Source organism: Pseudomonas sp. SWRI50 (genome assembly GCF_014269095.1).
Classification (GTDB): Bacteria; Pseudomonadota; Gammaproteobacteria; order Pseudomonadales; family Pseudomonadaceae; genus Aquipseudomonas; species Aquipseudomonas kermanshahensis.
Genome location: NZ_JABWRW010000003.1, coordinates 218,735 through 233,491, shown reverse-complemented (window position 1 = coordinate 233,491; position 14,757 = coordinate 218,735). Strand labels below are relative to the sequence as shown.

Here is a 14,757-nt window from a genome sequence, read left to right as displayed (position 1 = left end):
CGTGCCGCGTACGCTGATCCGCAAAAACCCGAGCAACTTCAAGACACTGCCGCTGCATGTCGAGGCAACTGCCGAAGGCCTGGTCTACCAGAGCATCGGCATGCCGCTGAACTTCGCCCAGACCCAACAGCGGCGCAGGGCCATCCAATTGCCCGACACTCAGCGTTTCGTGGCCGAGCTGGCCAACCTGGGCGTTTCGGTACGCCTGACCCTGCATTGGCAAAACCGTGATTACTGGGTACTGGTGCGCCAGCGGCGCCAGGACCGTGGCGACGTGGTGCTGAAGCTGATTTCAGGCTACGTCCCCGCTCAAGAGCTCAACTTGCCGCTGCACACCGCCGTCCAGGAAGTGGCCGAGGAGTGTTTGCTGGAAACGCCGGAAGGCTGGCTGGGCGGGCGCTTCAACGATACCTGGCTACCGGCGCCCTACGCCGCCGCACTGCACTACCGCGAAGCGCTGCCTTTTGTGCTGACGCCGGAGTCTGGCGCGGCACGGCCGGTGCATTGCGGCAAGCTGATGCTGCTGGAGCGACCACGGGCTTACGTGCACCTGCCGACTGCCTCGTTGCAGCTGATCTATGACATGCGCCTGCAGGTGCCCAAGGACGCCAAAAAGCTCAGCTTGTTCCATGTCGACGAACGCCTGGAAGGTGACCAATTGGTGGCCCGGCTGAATCGCAAGCGCCCAGACCTGTACCTGATGCCATTGGAAGAAGGCCGACCGTTGGCCGAGCTCTATACGCTGAAAAAGGACGAGCTGGTGCCGGCGAGCACGCGCGGGCTTTACTTGGCAGAGAGCTTTGCCCGGCAAGAAGGCTGGGTGGTCACCGATGAGCGGATTCGCTGGCGGGATTGGGTGAAGCAGCAGGGCTTGGTGGAGGCCAAGCCAGGGCGGGCTTCACACCTGCAGCGGTTTGGCGACAAGGCACGGGCGCTGCTAGCGCGGGCGCGGACCTCGCTGAACAAATAAATTCACGCGCGCGCCCTGTAGGAGCAGCCTTGTGCTGCGAAGAGGCCGGTGAAAGCACCATAGATTGAGGGTGCTGTCACCGGCCTCTTCGCAGCACAAGGCTGCTCCTACAATGACCGCGCATTGTGCAGGTACAAGGACCGCGCAGTGCGCAGGTACATCAATGCTTGCGGATCTTCTCGACAATCGCCGTGGTCGAGCTGTTTTCAACCAGCCCGAGCACTTTCACGGTCCCGCCATAGGCCTTGACGATGTCGGCGCCGACCACCTGGTCGATACCATAGTCGCCGCCTTTGACCAGCACATCCGGCTTCACCTGGCTCAGCAGGTTTTCCGGCGTACCTTCCGGGAAGCTGATCACCCAATCCACCGCCCCTAGCCCCGCCAGTACCGCCATGCGGCGGTCGACGCTGTTGATCGGGCGACCTGGGCCTTTAAGGCGGCTGACCGACGCATCGTCGTTGACCGCGACGATCAGCCGATCGCCCTGGGCCCGCGCCTGCTCCAGGTAGGTGACGTGGCCGGCATGCAGAATATCGAAGCAGCCGTTGGTGAAGACGATTTTCTCGTTGTGCGCACGCGCATCATCAATCGCCAGCAGCAGTTGCTCCAGGCCCAGCACACCGCGCTCGGAACCTTCTTCGCGCTGGATCGCCCGGCGCAGCTCAGGCGCGCTGATTGCCGCCGTGCCCAGTTTGCCCACCACGATGCCCGCAGCCAGATTGGCCAAGGCAACCGCGTGTGGCAGTTCTTCACCGGCCGCGATGGCTGCCGCCAGGGTAGAGATCACGGTATCGCCGGCACCGGTCACATCGAACACTTCACGCGCCCGGGCCGGCAAGTGCAATGCGGGTTGGCCGGTACGCAGCAGGGTCATGCCATGCTCGCCACGGGTGACCAGCAAGGCGCCCAGGTCGAGGTCCAGCAGCAGCTGCAGGCCCTTGGCGACCAGCTCCGCCTCATCGGCGCAACGGCCAACGATGGCTTCGAACTCGCTGAGGTTCGGGGTAATCAGGCTGGCACCGCGGTAGATGGAAAAATCCTTGCCCTTGGGGTCGGCCAACACCGGAATGCCCTTGGCGCGTGCAGCCTGGATCAGGCTCTGGTGGTTTTTCAACGCACCTTTGCCGTAGTCGGACAACACCAGCACCTTGACGCCATCGAGCAGGCTGTCGACCTCCGCGCCCAACGACAGCGGGTCGGTGGCGAACGGTTCTTCGAAGTCGATACGCAGCAGTTGCTGGTGGCGGCTCATCACCCGCAACTTGACGATGGTCGGCTGGTGTGCGATGCGTTGGAACACCGAGCGCACGCCTGCAGCTTGCAGGCTGTTGGCCAGGCTGTCGGCGGCCTCGTCCTGGCCGGTAACACCGATCAGCGACGCCGGCGCGCCCAGGGCGGCGATGTTCAAGGCAACGTTGGCCGCGCCGCCGGGGCGATCCTCGATCTGATCGACCTTGACCACCGGGACTGGCGCTTCAGGCGAGATACGCGAAGTACCGCCATGCCAGTAGCGGTCGAGCATGACATCGCCGACCACCAGTACCGGGGCTTGATCGAAACGCGGCATGGACAACTTCATGGGCAACCCATATGAAAATAATGAACAGGGGCAGGATATTAGCACAGGGCAAGCGACGGCTTTATGGCCAGATCGGGCCCTTGAAAATTCCGGTGACAATCGGGGCCGGCGAGGCCCCGATCAAAGAGGTTCAGGTGATATCGGCCTTGGCCGGCTCATCCAGGCCCATCGCATGCAGGCGGGCATAATGGCCATTCGCCTCAAGCAGCTCGGCATGGGTACCGCGCTCTACTAAGCGGCCCTGGTCCATCACCAGAATCAGGTCGGCCTTCTCGATGGTCGACAGGCGGTGGGCGATGACCAAGGTGGTCCGCCCTTCCATCACGTGATCCAGTGCGGCCTGGATATGCCGCTCGGACTCGGTATCCAGCGCCGAGGTCGCCTCGTCGAGGATCAGCAGTGGCGCGTCCTTGAGCAATGCACGTGCAATCGCCAGGCGCTGGCGCTGGCCGCCGGACAGCAACACGCCGTTCTCGCCAACCTCGGTATCGAAGCCCTTCGGCAGCTTGTCGACGAACTCCTTGGCATAGGCGTCGGCAGCCGCCGCCTCGATGTCCTCGCGCGGTGCACCGGCCAGGTCGCCGTAGGCGATGTTGTTGGCCACCGTGTCGTTGAACAAGGTGACGTGCTGAGTGACCTGGGACACATGGCGACGCAAATTACGCAGGCGATAGTTCTCGATCTCCTCGCCATCGAGCAGAATCTGCCCTTTGTCGTGGTGATAGAAGCGCGGAATCAACGCCGCCAGGGTCGACTTGCCGCTGCCGGAGCGGCCTACCAAGGCAATCATCTGCCCCGGTTCAGCAACAAAGCTGATATCGCTCAGCACCTCACGGTCGGTGCCGGGGTAGGTGAAGCTGAGGTTACGCACTTCCAGACGGCCTTCTACCTGCGCCTTCTCAAGGGTGCCCGTGTCTACCTCGGGCTCTTCGTCGAGCTGTTCGAAGATGCTTTCTGCGCCGGCGAGGCCCTTCTGGATGGTCGAGCTGACTTCGGACAGCTGGCGGATCGGTTTCGGCAGCAGGCCAGCCGCGGTGATGTAGGCCACCAGGTCACCGGCGGTCGAGTCACCACGGAGGTACAGCACTAGGAACATCAAGGCCGCCATGGCGGTGTAGATCACCAACTGCAGCATCGGCGTGTACAGCGAGCCGGTCTTGGTCATGCGCAGTTGCTTGTCGGTATTGCTTTGGCTCGCGCGGCCAAAACGCTGCTGTTCGTAAGCCTCGCCGCCGAAGCTGCGCACCACGCGATAGCCCTGGATGGTCTCGGACGCAACGTGGGTCACGTCGCCCATGGCCACCTGGATCTTCTTGCTCTGCTTACGGAATTTCTTGCTGGCAACGCTGACCATCACCGCAATCACCGGCAGGATGGCAACCATCACCAAGGTCAGGTGCCAGTTCATCCACAGCAGGTAGGCGAACAGGAAGACCACCGTCAGGCCTTCGCGGATCACGACCTTGATCGCGTCGGTCGCAGCGCCGGTGACCATGGTCACGTTGAAGGTGATGCGCGAGATCAGGTGCCCCGAGTTGTGGTTGTCGAAGTAGCGGTTGGGCAACACCAGCAACTTGTTGAACAACTCGACACGCAGGTCATGCACTAGGCACAGGGAAACCTTGGCCAGGAAGTAGTTGCCCAGAAACGAGCCCAACCCCTGCCAGGCCGCGATCAGGATGATCAGCAGCGGCACCGCCTGCAGCAGTTGCAGGTCGCGCAGGTAAGGCACGGTAGGGAACAACACCGCTTGCGGATTGCTCAGGCCATCGACGAAATACTTGAGGATCCCGGCCAGCATCGGCTGGGTCGAGGCGAAGATCACGAAACCGACGATGCTCAGCAGGAAAATGCCGGCATAGGGTTTCACGTAGCTCAGCAGCCGGAAGTAGATCTTCAGGCTGGAGGTATGCTCCGCGGTTCGCGGTGTTTCGGCCATCATCGAGCTCGCTGTTCAGGTTGAACCGGAAATTTTACCACAGGCGTCATTTTCGGCACGCCCCCAAGGCAACATCATGGCCAGGCCGACCGGCAGCCAGCTGATGAACCATTCTGCACGCGGCGTACCGGTGAGGCTGGCGGCATCGAACTGCATGGCCAGGGTCGAGTAAACCCAGAAGCACAGCAGGATCTTGCCGAACAGCGTGCCACGTGCCCGGACAATTTCAGCCAGGGTGTACAGCCACACGGCCACCCACAGCAGCATGCCGGGCAGGCCCATTTCCACGGCAACGTGGGTGAACATGTTGTGGGTATGGTCGAAGTGCAGGCCAACGGCGTTCACATCGTACGCCGCGCCCAGCCCCAGCCCAGTCCAAGGGTGGGCGGCGATCATGTTCAGCACCGCATGGAAAATCTCCGGGCGGTACGATGAGCCGCGCTCGGCGATCAGGCTGAACAGGGTGTAGAAGGCCGCAGCGGTGGCGATCATGGCGAGGATGGCGAACAGCCGGCTGTGGCGGTCGCGGAACCACAGCGGCGCTAGCACCACGGTGATGACCAGGGCCAGCACCGCGCCACGGCTCTGGCTAAGCACCGCGAAGGCCCCCAGGCAGGCCAGCGCCACCAGCCAGGCCAACTGCAGGCCGCGATGACGCGGCGGTTGGTAAAGCAGCAGCAGCGCGGCAGCGCCAATCACATAAGCGCCCAGGATCGGGTGCGAAATCTCGCCGATCCCCCCCAGCCTTACCGGCAGCGGGTTGCCCTGCACACCATAGAAGTTGATGATCGAGATCAGCGCGGCGAGGCCCAGCAAGCCGCTGCCAAACGCCAGCAAATGGCGAATTCGCCGCTGACCACGCTGCGCCAACAGCGGGAATGCCATCAGAAACACCAGGATATAAATCAGCCGCTTGATTTCGCGCCCGGGGTCCTCGGACGGCGACCAGGCCAAACTGATCCCGCTCCAGGCCAGCAACAGCAGCACGCTCGCCCACAAGGCCGGCTGGCGCCGCCAAGCCTCAGCCAGCACCTGCCGGGCAGACCACGCCAACAGCAACGTCGGCAACCACAAGAACAGCACCAGCCCTTGCTGGTACAGCTTATTGCTGGGCGCCAGCGCAATCGCCGCCAAGAACCAGACCAGACCCAATCCTAACCAGGCGCGCGCCCAGTTTTTTTCATACAACATCCTTTCCCCCGATGAATCAAAGACACCATCCATGGTGCTACCGCATTATTTTCGGCATTATTGCCGGTCATTTTGCTCGCCAGACGACAAGGCCCTATTCATGCAATGCTCCCGGCTCACCCAGGTCGAATTCGATCAGCTGACACTAGGCGCACAGGTGCTAGAGGCAGACAGCCATGGCGCCAAAGTCTACCTGCTCGAGAATGGTAATTTCCTCAAGGTTTTTCGTCGCAAGCGACTGATTTCATCTGCGCTGCTGCGCCCCTATTCCCAGCGCTTCGTCGACAACGCCGCGCGCCTGGCGCAATTGGGCATTCCTACCCTCGAGGTGATCAGCCAGCACAAGCTTGACTTGCCCGGCAGAACGGCGGTGCTGTACCGCCCGCTGCCTGGGCGCACGCTGCTGCAGATGTCGCGCGACGCTGACTTCAGCTGGGACACTTACCTGCCGCGGTTGATCGAGTTGATCCGCCAACTGCACCGCAGCGGTGTCTACTTCCGCTCGTTGCACCTGGGAAATGTCGTGGTCACCCCCGACCAGCGCCTGGGCCTGATCGACGTGGCCGACATGCGCTTCCTGCGCCCGCCGCTGTCTGCACGCATGATTCGGCGCAACGTGCAGCACATGGTGAACTACATTCAGCGGGAGAACCTGGGTGACCGGTTCCCCCTCGCCGACTTCGAGGCCGCCCTGCTGGCCCGCTGACACTCAACCGCGCAGCAGGCTTTGCGACCCGTTCTGGAAAGCCTGCCAGGCCTGCTCCGGCGCCAATGCCTGGCGTTGCCGGGCAGCCAGCGCCGTGGCGCCGGGCACGCTGCAGCGTTCTATCGCCTCGGCCCAGGCTGATTGGTCAGCAATCGGCAGGTAGCCACCGGTGTCCAGCAACTGCTCACGGAAGACCAACAGGTCGCTGCAGACCACCGGCACATCGGCCATCACCGCCTCTTGCACGACCAACCCCAAGCCTTCTGACCGCGAAGGCACCAGTAGCCAGTCAAACGCGCGATAGAGCTGCTGTAGGTCTTCACGGTGACCGCACAGGTGCACACGCCCGGCCAGGCCCAACTCGTCGATGCGCGCTTGCAGCACGGCATGCAAGGGGCCTTCACCGATGATTGCGAGTTGCAGATCAGGCTTGTGGATAGCGGCCTTGGCAAACGCCTCGATCAGCATTTCAAAGCCTTTGCTTTCGACCAGCCGCCCCACTGCACCCAACACCTGCCCATTGCCGGGCTGCAACGCCAGCGCTTGCCGGGCCTGCTCGCGGCTCAACAGCGGCTCGACGAACGCCCGTGGGTCTAGTGCCATGCGCAGGGTTTGTACGGGCCTGCCGAGATCACGTTCAAGGGCTTCGGCAAGCGTATGGGAAACCGCCGCGATGCTCAGGCGCTCGGCGGGCAGCGTACGCAACAAGCGGATGTCACTTGCCGTCAGCCGTGTCTTGCCATGAAACAGCACCTTGGCGCGTACGTTGGGAATCTGCTGCAACAGCGGCAGCACCAGCCGGGCGACGCCGACACCATCGAGCAGCACGACTTCGGCCTGGGCCTCGGCCAGCGCCTTGCGCAGCCGCATGCGCAGCCACGGGCGCAGCAATCGCCACAGGTGCCGGCCCTTGAGCGCACGCGGTGGCATGTGCCACTCCCGGGTCGAACCGAGCCCACAGCAAAGCCCGCTGCCTAAAAGCAGCCAGTTGCTGATCCTGGCATCGGGGCCCGCATGAGACAGCACCTGTCGATGAACCTTGTGGATGGACATGTACGGCGAACCGCCTGCCCACATCATATTGACGATGTTCATGGGGTTAGCGCCCCTCTCCCGCTCAAGTCAGGTGGGACTGCGACTTCATTGAACAAAAATGGTGATACCCATGCCGATTACGGCACCCGCCACCAGCGTCAATGCCAGCTTTATTCGATCACGTTGACGACGTTTGGCCTTGCGCTCTACTTCTACCGGCAAGGTCACGTGATTACCAAATCCTGTGTGCAATACTGCATCACCCTCCAAGGTGACCGCTGTCAGATTTAACTCTGAATAGCGACGGGAAAGCGCCTTTTCTCCAGCATAGGCGGCAAATGGTGCACAGCGCTGATAATCGCTCAAACGACGCAGGCCGGGGTTGAGCGAAAACGCTTGCCAGTCGGCCTTCTCGGACAGCAACGGATAGCACGGCACGCCCGCGATCACCTGTCGATCGCCCAGGTGGATGTAGGGGCTGTGCACGGCCAGGTCGTGGGCATGGCTGCGCAGCCAGACCTGCAGCAGGTTGGGGCTGACCTCCAGGATGGCCCGGGAATCTTCGACAAAGCCCTGCCGATAAAAATGCCAGTCATCCTCGCAGTGGAAGATGTAGGGCGTCTTGACGTGGCTGTAGGCCAGGTCGATCGACGGCAGCTGGCCCAGTTTTGGCCGGTTGACGAACACCGTGCAGTGCGGTTTCCAGTGCTCCGGCACTGCCCCATGCACGGCCTCGTCACCTGAATCTTCGGTGATGAAGACTTCGCGAATGGGCGCGGTGTTGTAGCGATCGAAACTCTCAAGGGTATCTTTGAGCAGATCGAACCGCCCACAACTTGTCACGACCAGCGTGACGTCACTCTCATTTGAAAAGCGCACCGGACTCCCTCCGCATTGCGACAATCGACTTCCAGCGCCCGCTCCGTAGGCACGAAAGCTCTTTTTAAATACCCAGCTTCAGGCGTAGCCGCTGCCAGGCAGACAACGGCGGATGAGGCCTGAGCGCAGGGCGCATGTGGTCGACGATGCTACGTCCAACTTCACCGAAACTGAAACGGGAAACCGCCAGATGGCGGCCATTTTCTGCAATCCGCTGTGCCAGCGCAGGGTCGGCCCGCAAACGGCCAAGTTTTTCCTGGAGGGTCGGAATGCTGTCGTAGAACACCACGTTGTGCATGTCTTGCAGGCCCAGGGCGCGGTTTTCTTCCGCGCCCTGGTCGAACGCCAGCAACACACAGCCACAGGCCATGGCTTCGAAGTTCTTGATCATGTACTCGCCCATGCCGACGTCGGCACTGACGAAGAAACGAATACGGTTGAGCGTGTTGCAGTAATCCTCGCCGGACTTGGTACGGGTCACTACCAGGTTCTCGACCTGCCCCAGCTCGTCCAGCAGCGCCTTGCGCCCACTGTAGGCAACGCTGTTGGTGCTGCCCACGAACGCCAGTTCGATGTCGCGCTCACGCCCTTGGTCGGTCAGCAGGTGCTCATCGTAGCCTTTGGGCACGAATACCGCGTCAAAACCTTCCTGGCGCAGGCGCTCACTGACCATGTAGCCCGAACTGATCACCCGCGCCCACGGCAGCTTGCGGTAATGCGCGCTGAACTTGCCGGTGTACTTGCAGGGGATGTAGTTCTGGTAGGCGTCGTGCTCGAGGATGACCAGGTTAGGCACCGTCTGGATGAACGCCACCTGGCGAATCTCCTGCTTGAAGCGCAGGAAGAACACGATGCGGTCATAACGCTCCACCTGCACTTCACGCTTGAAGTAGCGGCGCAGGTTACGCTGGTCTTCGCTGGTCAGCCAGCGCAGGTCACATTCGCAGTTGGCCGCGACGCCATCGTACAGGCGGTCGAGAATCGCCCGCTGTTCCTTCTGCACCAGAAATAAGACTTTCATTGCGTTCCTTGGGCGCTCAGCGCCATCGCGGTCAACCAGGGGGCGCGCCTACAGCTCACGCCGCCAGAACAGTTCATGTCGGCGCACGGCCTTGCGGAAGAATTCGTTCTCGCCATAGGGCGATGGCCGGCGCCCGGCCAGCCAGCGTTGCAACAGGCGGCGCAGGCGGCGCTTGAACGGCGCCGGGGGCTGTAGGTCGTGCATCATGCCCAGGGCCATAGCCTTGTCGTGTTGGGTTGGCAGGCCCAGCACCAGCGCGCACGGCGCCCACGGCTGGTCGGCACTGAGTTGCGGCGGCAACGCCACACCGTCGCCGCTGTCACCCATTGGCCAGCGGTCGTTGTCATGCAGGTGGTTGGCATAGCACAGCAGCGTTTGCGGCTGCCACTCCAAGCCCTGCAAGGCTTCGAGCACAGCCGCCTGGGCACAGATATGGTCTGGGTGCGGGTCGAGTTGCGGGTGCGGCATGACCAGCACTTCGGGCTTGGCCATGGCCAGCAACGCGCGCAGGTCGGCCAACAGGTTGTGCCAGGTCGGCGCACCATCACTGTCGGCGGGCAGCGCGAATGGGTTGAACTGGCGGAACGGGCGGATATCGGCCATGTCAGCTTCGCGTGAAGCCGCCGGCACATCCGGCGCGGCCTGCATGGCCGGCAGTTGCAGGCAGAAGTAGCCCAACTGCACGCAACGCGATTCCGGCACGCCCGCCCAACGCGGCACGGCAATGCTGTCCCAGGCACGCAAACGCCCTTTGAGGCGCGCCGCCTCGGCCTTGCCCAGGCCCATCTGTTGATAGTGCTCGGCTTCGATTTCGCCGGCAGTCAGGGTCACCACCCAGGTTTCGTCGGCTTGGCTGTACAGGCCATAAGCTGCTAGCTCAGCGTCATCGGCATGGGGCGCAATGACCATCACGCGACGGCGCTGCAACTCGACGCTGGGGGTTATCCACAGGCGCGGTTCGCCCTGCAGCCGGCAATGGCGGCCACGCAGACGCAGCGTACCGGCCTGGAGCGGCGCGGCCAAGCCGGTCAGGTTGAGGAAGCGAACCCCGTCGACACCGCGCTCGAACGCCTGCCGATCCGTCAGCTCATCCGCCAACAGCTCCACCCGCGGGTCGAGAAACCGCCCCAACCAGGTGCTCTTTACCCGCAGCTCCAGGACCAGGGTTTCGTCGCCTTGCAGCGCTGCACCGGCCTTCAACAGGCCGTTCTGCAGGCTGGCCGAGGCTGTACGGGCCTGCTCACCGAAGTTGTAGGCATAGTCCTCGGTGGGCGCGTAGAACAGGTGGTCCGCGAACCAGGCCTCGTGGGCAGCCCACACCAGCGGCAGCAACAACAGCGGCAGCCACCACCAGGTGAATACACCCAGCCCGATCAGCGCGAGCAGGCCTGCAAGCAGGCCCATGCGCTTGTTGCGCCGGTGGCGCTTGAGCAACTGCTGCTTGCGGCTCACGCCTGGAACACCGGCACGGGGTTGCACCAGCGGTCCTTGTACTCGCGGTCGGCGCGACCGAACGAGAACCGCAGGGGTTTGTTACGCGCCCGGGCGTCTTCCCAGGCCGCCTGGGTATTCAGGAAGCTCAGCACGCTACCGGGGCTGAACGCCTTGGTTTCCGGGTCGACACCGCCATTGACGTACTCGACGCTGATCCACTCGGGCGCCTCGACGCGATACACCAACTGAATCGCGATGGGCTTGTCGTCGAGCAGCAGCACCGAACCGATCAACAGCTCGCGCAAACGCTCGAGCACCTCGTCAATGCGCTCGGCACCGGTGGCCGGAAAGCCCCAGCGACGCTGGAACAGGTCACGGTACATGGCGGCAATCTGGCCGGCGTCAAAGTCACTGATCGGCCGCACCACCCCGCCCGCCTCTTCCAGCAAACGCAACTCGCGGCGCTGGTTGTAGCGAAACTTCTTCGACAGGTCCTCGTGGGCACGGGCCATGGCCAACTGCTCGGTCTGCGCCTTGAGCCCAGTGAAGCGACCCTGGTTCAACTCGGACAGGTAACGCGCGGCATGGCGCAGTGGCGCGCCAGCATCGGCGGCGGCCGGCAGGATGATCTCGGCGTTGCCGAGGTCGAACAGGCCTTTCTTGCCCGCACGCTTGAGCACGTCCTTGGACAGCGCCAGGTGGCGCCCCCACGTCGGGATCGCTGCCTTCAGCTCGCCGCCTTGCAGCCACCCCAGGTAGCGCACAGGAATTTGCGCCAGCTCGGCCAACTGCTCGACCACCAGCGGGTGCGTAGCCACGCTGCCGCCAAACCGTGCCCAGGCTTCGGCATACGCGTTGGCGTCGATGACTTGCCAGCCGCGTTCGCGGAAGGCTTGAATATGATTGAGCATCACGCCTGCGCCACCAGGGCACGCACCTGCGGCAACTGCCAGAAGGCCTCGCGCACCGCCGGGTCAGAAAAGCGCTGGTGCAGGCGTTGCAGCATGTGCTCGGCGCACGCTTCGCGCTGCTGCTCATCCAGCGTGGCCATGTGCTTCAGGCCTTGGGCCAGCTGCCCAGCGTCACCGAGCGGGAACAGCACACCCACACCTTCGACCACTTCACGGGCACCGCCGCAGGCCGTGGCCAGCACCGGTACGCCCGCCACCATGGCTTCAAGCAGGACCATGCCGAACGGCTCGTGGTCCGAACTCAAGGCGAACACATCGAACGCGGTGAAATAACGGCGGGCATCCGGCACCTGGCCGAGGAAGTCCACTTGCCCGGCGATACCCAGCTCGGCAGCCAGCGCCTTGAGCTCGGCTTCCAGGCGGCCTTTGCCCAGTATCGCCAGGCGCGCGCCAGCAGGCAGCCCCGGCAGCGCTTGGGCAAAACCGCGCAACAGCGTGGCCTGGTCTTTGTCCGGGTGCAGGCGGCCGACGTTGCCGACGATCCACGCCTGAGGGTCGAGGCCAAGTGCCTCGCGCGCTGCGTCCCGAGGCACCAATGCCGCCTGCAGGGCCTCGATGTCGATACGGTTGTACAGGGTCTGGATACGTTCAGCCGGCCATGCGGGCAGGCAGCGGCGCATGTCGTCCCGCACCGCGTCGGAAACGCCGAGCAGGCTCAGGCGCTTGCTGAACAGGTTGGCAAACAGCCGCCGCCCTTTGCGCTGATAGTCGCCAAAGGCGTGGTGCACACCGATCACCGGCAGGCCGGTGCCCAACAAGGCGACATAGATCGGCTTGAACCGGTGGGCGATGCAGAAACTGAAATGGCGCTCAGCCGCAATCCGCCGCAAAGCACGGATGGCGCCAAGCTTCAGCCCACGCACGGCCTTGGAGCTGAACTCCAGGAACAGCACCTCGTCCGACGCGCAGCCGGCCGCGACCTGCGGGTCGGCGGCGCCGGTGAGAAACACCGTGGTGACCTGGTAGCCACGCCCCTGAAACAGGCTGGCGTACTGACGGGCACAGTCCAGAAACGGCCCGTCATAGCCATGGCAGAACTGCAGGATGCGCGGTTCAGAGCGGCTGGTCATACGCGGCCGCGCCGTCCTTCACTACCAGGATGTCTTCCATGATCAGGTACTGCAGGTCCGAGCCGAAGAACATGTTCAGGGCATCGGTCGGCGAGCAGATCATCGGTTCACCCCGACGGTTCAGCGAAGTGTTCAGCGACACGCCGTTGCCGGTCAGGTCTTCCAGCGCCTTCATCATGTCGTAGTAACGCGGGTTGTATTCGCGCTTGAGCACCTGGGCACGCGAAGTACCGTCCTCGTGGACCACCTCCGGTACGCGGGTTTTCCACTCTTCAGCCACTTCGAAGGTGAAGGTCATGAACGGCGCCGGGTGATCGACCTTGATCATCTGCGGGGCGACGGTGTCGAGCATCGACGGGCAGAAAGGTCTCCAGCGCTCGCGGAACTTGATCTGGTGGTTGATGCGGTCAGCCACGCCTTCTACGCTCGGGCAGCCGATGATCGAACGACCACCCAGGGCGCGCGGGCCGAATTCCATGCGGCCCTGGAACCAGGCCACCGGGTTGCCGTCGACCATGATCTTGGCGATCTGCTCGGGCATGTTGTCGAGCTTGCGCCACTTCGGCTGGTCCGGGTGACGGGCACAGGCGGCGATCACGTCCTCGTTGGAGTACGACGGGCCGAGGTAGACGTGCTCCATCTTCTCGACCGGCACGCCGCGGGCATGGGACACATAGGCCGCGGCACCCACCGCAGTACCGGCATCACCGGAAGCAGGCTGAACGAACAGCTCCTTCACATCCGGGCGAGCGATGATCTTCTGGTTGAGCTTGACGTTCAGCGCGCAGCCGCCGGCGAAGGCCAGCTTGCCGGTCTGCTTCAAGGTATCACCCAGGTAATGGTCGATCATCTGCAGGGCCAGCTTCTCGAACAGCGCCTGCATGCTGGCGGCGTAGTGGATGTACGGCTCGTCGGCGATGTCGCCTTCGCGCTTGGGGCCCAGCCACTCGATCAGCTTCGGCGAGAAGTAGAAACCCTTGCCCTTCTCTTTATAGCGGCGCAGGCCGATGACGTTGGCGTATTCGGTGTTGATCACCAGTTCGCCGTTCTCGAAGCTGGCCAGGCGCGAGAAGTCATATTTGCTGGCGTCGCCGTACGGCGCCATGCCCATGACCTTGAACTCGCCGTCGAGCATTTCGAAACCGAGGAACTCAGTGATCGCGCCATACAGGCCACCCAGGGAGTCCGGGTCGAAGAATTCCTTGATCTTGTGGATCTTGCCGTTTTCGCCATAGCCGAAGAAGGTCGTGGCGTACTCGCCCTTACCGTCGATACCCAGGATCGCGGTCTTTTCCTTGAAACCCGAGCAGTGGTAGGCGCTGGAAGCGTGAGCCAGGTGGTGCTCAACCGGTTCGATCTTGACCTTTTTCGGGTCGAACCCCAGTTGCTCCAGGCACCAGACGATCTTCTTGCGGTAGCGCTTGTAGCGACGGTTGCCCATCAGGATCGCGTCGAGGGCGCGGTCCGGGGCATACCAGTAGCGCTTGGCATAGTGCCAGCGGGCCTTGCCGAACAGGCTGATCGGGGCGAACGGAATGGCTACCACGTCGACGTCGGATGGCTTGATGCCTGCCTGCTCCAGGCAGAACTTCGCCGACTCGTAGGGCATGCGGTTCTTCGCATGCTTGTCACGCACGAAGCGCTCTTCTTCGGCGGCGGCAATCAGCTTGCCGTCAATGTACAGGGCCGCGGAAGGGTCATGGCTAAGGGCGCCGGACAGGCCAAGAATCGTCAATGCCAAGGGATTAGCCTCTTCTTTCGGTAGAGATGCGCCAACGGCCTCGTGGGCGGATGGCGGCTAAAGGGCGAGATTATAACGCAAACAAGAAGGACACACCGCCCCCTTGTAGGAGCGGCCTTGCGTCGGGAAAGGGCTGCGCAGCGGCCCCAGGTTTTGCAGTGTGGCAGAAATTGCTGGGGCCGCTGCGCGCCCCTTTCGCGACGCAAGGCCGCTCCTAC

The 14,757-nt window shown here is 63.1% G+C and carries 12 protein-coding genes; 2 read left to right on the top strand and 10 right to left on the bottom strand.

The genetic code is table 11. The features are described from left to right. Position 1 precedes the first annotated feature (1 nt). On the top strand, positions 2-970 hold the full coding sequence (locus HU750_RS04845) for a hypothetical protein (protein ID WP_027592496.1): 969 nt from the start codon (positions 2-4) through the stop codon (positions 968-970). A gap of 160 nt (positions 971-1,130) precedes the next feature. On the opposite strand, the gene hldE is transcribed toward HU750_RS04845, so the two are convergent. The 3 genes from hldE to HU750_RS04830 all read right to left on the bottom strand — a co-directional run bounded on the left by hldE (position 1,131) and on the right by HU750_RS04830 (position 5,682). Beyond that, entirely contained in the window at positions 1,131-2,552 is a 1,422-nt protein-coding gene (gene hldE / locus HU750_RS04840) for a bifunctional D-glycero-beta-D-manno-heptose-7-phosphate kinase/D-glycero-beta-D-manno-heptose 1-phosphate adenylyltransferase HldE (RefSeq protein ID WP_027592495.1), read from the bottom strand. Positions 2,553-2,682: 130 nt separating this feature from the next. After that, positions 2,683-4,491 carry a lipid A export permease/ATP-binding protein MsbA gene (msbA, locus tag HU750_RS04835; RefSeq protein WP_186677324.1) on the bottom strand — a complete coding sequence of 603 codons (1,809 nt, stop codon included), beginning with the start codon at positions 4,489-4,491 and terminating at the stop codon, positions 2,683-2,685. 15 nt (positions 4,492-4,506) lie between these two features. Next, positions 4,507-5,682, bottom strand: a complete 1,176-nt coding sequence (locus HU750_RS04830) for an O-antigen ligase family protein (RefSeq protein ID WP_186677322.1) — start codon at positions 5,680-5,682, stop codon at positions 4,507-4,509. Between the two features lie 100 nt (positions 5,683-5,782). On the opposite strand from HU750_RS04830, the gene HU750_RS04825 reads away from it, so the two are divergent. Continuing rightward, positions 5,783-6,388: a hypothetical protein gene (locus tag HU750_RS04825; RefSeq protein ID WP_027592492.1), complete on the top strand. Its 606-nt coding sequence runs from the start codon at positions 5,783-5,785 to the stop codon at positions 6,386-6,388. 3 nt (positions 6,389-6,391) lie between these two features. Here the strand turns inward: HU750_RS04825 and HU750_RS04820 are convergent, their stop codons facing one another. From HU750_RS04820 to HU750_RS04790, 7 genes are all read right to left on the bottom strand, one after another. Beyond that, entirely contained in the window at positions 6,392-7,483 is a 1,092-nt protein-coding gene (locus HU750_RS04820) for a glycosyltransferase (RefSeq protein ID WP_186677320.1), read from the bottom strand. Positions 7,484-7,528: 45 nt separating this feature from the next. Next, positions 7,529-8,302: a glycosyltransferase family 2 protein gene (locus tag HU750_RS04815; protein WP_027592490.1), complete on the bottom strand. Its 774-nt coding sequence runs from the start codon at positions 8,300-8,302 to the stop codon at positions 7,529-7,531. Positions 8,303-8,366: 64 nt separating this feature from the next. Continuing rightward, complete coding sequence (locus HU750_RS04810) at positions 8,367-9,323, bottom strand: glycosyltransferase family protein (protein ID WP_186677317.1); 957 nt, start codon at positions 9,321-9,323, stop codon at positions 8,367-8,369. A gap of 48 nt (positions 9,324-9,371) precedes the next feature. Next, a complete protein-coding gene (locus HU750_RS04805; protein WP_186677474.1) occupies positions 9,372-10,775 on the bottom strand; it encodes a PIG-L family deacetylase in 1,404 nt (467 codons plus the stop codon). Next, complete coding sequence (locus HU750_RS04800; protein WP_027592487.1) at positions 10,772-11,668, bottom strand: antimicrobial resistance protein Mig-14; 897 nt, start codon at positions 11,666-11,668, stop codon at positions 10,772-10,774. Before HU750_RS04800 ends, HU750_RS04805 begins: the two co-directional genes overlap by 4 nt. Continuing rightward, a complete protein-coding gene (locus HU750_RS04795) occupies positions 11,668-12,798 on the bottom strand; it encodes a glycosyltransferase (protein WP_099430602.1) in 1,131 nt (376 codons plus the stop codon). The genes HU750_RS04800 and HU750_RS04795 overlap by 1 nt, the downstream gene beginning before the upstream one ends. Further along, entirely contained in the window at positions 12,782-14,539 is a 1,758-nt protein-coding gene (locus tag HU750_RS04790; protein WP_186677315.1) for a carbamoyltransferase family protein, read from the bottom strand. The genes HU750_RS04795 and HU750_RS04790 overlap by 17 nt, the downstream gene beginning before the upstream one ends. Positions 14,540-14,757 lie beyond the last annotated feature (218 nt).

Excerpts from the sequence above, each read along its gene's own strand:
- msbA (WP_186677324.1), bottom strand. The coding sequence starts at position 4,491 with ATGGCCGAAACACCGCGAACCGCGGAGCATACCTCCAGCCTGAAGATC.
- HU750_RS04800 (WP_027592487.1), bottom strand. The coding sequence starts at position 11,668 with ATGCTCAATCATATTCAAGCCTTCCGCGAACGCGGCTGGCAAGTCATC.
- hldE (WP_027592495.1), bottom strand. The coding sequence starts at position 2,552 with ATGAAGTTGTCCATGCCGCGTTTCGATCAAGCCCCGGTACTGGTGGTC.
- HU750_RS04795 (WP_099430602.1), bottom strand. The coding sequence starts at position 12,798 with ATGACCAGCCGCTCTGAACCGCGCATCCTGCAGTTCTGCCATGGCTAT.
- HU750_RS04825 (WP_027592492.1), top strand. The coding sequence starts at position 5,783 with ATGCAATGCTCCCGGCTCACCCAGGTCGAATTCGATCAGCTGACACTA.
- HU750_RS04830 (WP_186677322.1), bottom strand. The coding sequence starts at position 5,682 with ATGTTGTATGAAAAAAACTGGGCGCGCGCCTGGTTAGGATTGGGTCTG.
- HU750_RS04820 (WP_186677320.1), bottom strand. The coding sequence starts at position 7,483 with ATGAACATCGTCAATATGATGTGGGCAGGCGGTTCGCCGTACATGTCC.
- HU750_RS04810 (WP_186677317.1), bottom strand. The coding sequence starts at position 9,323 with ATGAAAGTCTTATTTCTGGTGCAGAAGGAACAGCGGGCGATTCTCGAC.